This is a genomic window from Oleiphilus sp. HI0061 (assembly GCF_001635675.1).
On the sequence record NZ_LWFE01000401.1, the window covers coordinates 1 to 794 of the forward strand.

Annotated in this window: 1 protein-coding gene; it reads right to left on the reverse strand. The window is 44.1% G+C overall.

The genetic code is table 11. The features are described 5' to 3' along the window. Positions 1–766: MBL fold metallo-hydrolase (locus tag A3735_RS05450; protein ID WP_156499428.1), on the reverse strand; the 766-nt coding region annotated here is incomplete at its 3' end. Between the last annotated feature and the right edge of the window lie 28 nt (positions 767–794).

A 794-nucleotide genomic window follows, 5' to 3' on the forward strand; every position in this document is an offset into this window, starting at 1 on the left:
GAAGAATATGAAGATTAATTTGCGTACGGCCAACCGCAAAGGAAGGCATCAAGACAATGCCACCGCGCTTACTGGTTTTATTGATGATTTCTTCAAAGAATGCAAAGGCATCGATATCTTCATGTAGTCGATCACCATAAGTCGACTCTACCACCAAGTAATCTGTTTCACTTAGCTTTTGAGGCGCTTTCATTACCAAGTCATCAGAGCGACCAACGTCTCCACTAAAGGTTATGCTTCTTCCCAAGGCGCTAAGTCGAATAGAGGCGGCACCCAGGATATGCCCAACCGGCTTGAATTCAACCTGAACCCCTTTAAGGATCTCTATTTCCTTATTCATCGAGACAGGTTCAAATAATTCCAGCGATGCGTTCGCATCCTCTTCCGTATAAAGAGGCAACGCAGGAGAGTGCTTAGAGAATCTTTTTCGATTTGCGTAGCGAGCATCTTCTTCCTGAAGGAAACCGGCGTCAGGTAGAAGCACACCACACAGGTCTAAGGTACCACTACTACAATAGATTACACCCTTGAATCCGGCCTTCTTAAGAGCAGGAATATAACCACTATGATCTACATGCCCATGAGTCAGTAAGATAACGTCGAGACTTGAGGCATCGATCGGAAACGGTTGCCAGTTCTTGTCTCGTAGGTTTTTTACCCCTTGAAACATACCGCAGTCAACCAGGACTTTCTTGTCGTTTATAGTCAGAAGGTATTTGGAACCTGTAACTGTACCAGCACCACCGATAAATTTTATTTTTAACATGCTCTTATCCTTAGACTCGTTATTCCAA